Raw genomic sequence first — 618 nt, 5'->3', positions numbered from 1 at the left:
GGACGTGCCGATCGGGTCGCCCATCGCGGGCCGCACCGACGAGGCCCTCGACGACCTCGTCGGCATGTTCGTCAACATGCTCGTCCTGCGCACCGACACCTCCGGGGACCCGTCGTTCCGTGACCTGATCGGGCGGGTGAGGGAGACCGACCTCGCCGCCTACGCGCACCAGGACCTTCCGTTCGAGCGGCTCGTCGAGGTCCTCAACCCGGCCCGGTCGATGGCCCGGCATCCGCTGTTCCAGGTCGGCCTGACGTTCCAGAACAACCCCGAGGCCCGCCTTGAGCTGGACGGCCTCACCGGAGGCGCCGAACCCCTCGGATCCGGTGCCGCCAAGTACGACCTGTCCCTCTACCTGCAGGAACGGCACGGCGACGACGGCGCGCCCGGCGGGATCGAGGCCGGTCTGGAATACGCCCTCGACCTCTTCGACCCCGGTACCGCCCAGACCATCGCCGACCGCTTCGAACGGCTCGTCCGCGAACTGATCACCGACCCGGACGCGCCCATCGGCGCCGCCGAGGTCCTGAGCAGCGGTGAACGCCGCACGCTGCTGCGCAGGTGGGCCGGAGGCAAGGGCGGCGACGTCGAACGGGCGACGATCCCGGCGTTGTTCGA

Annotated in this window: 1 protein-coding gene; it reads left to right on the top strand. The window is 70.9% G+C overall.

The genetic code is table 11. From position 1 onward, the window contains the following. Nucleotides 1-618: condensation domain-containing protein (locus ACTWPP_RS45070; RefSeq protein ID WP_443110630.1), on the top strand; the 618-nt coding region annotated here is incomplete at both ends.

Source organism: Actinomadura sp. 3N407, from assembly GCF_052245875.1.
In the GTDB taxonomy this organism is placed as follows: Bacteria; Actinomycetota; Actinomycetes; order Streptosporangiales; family Streptosporangiaceae; genus Spirillospora.
Note: the sequence above shows the minus strand (reverse complement) of the source record. Positions and strands in the feature narration are given on the sequence as shown.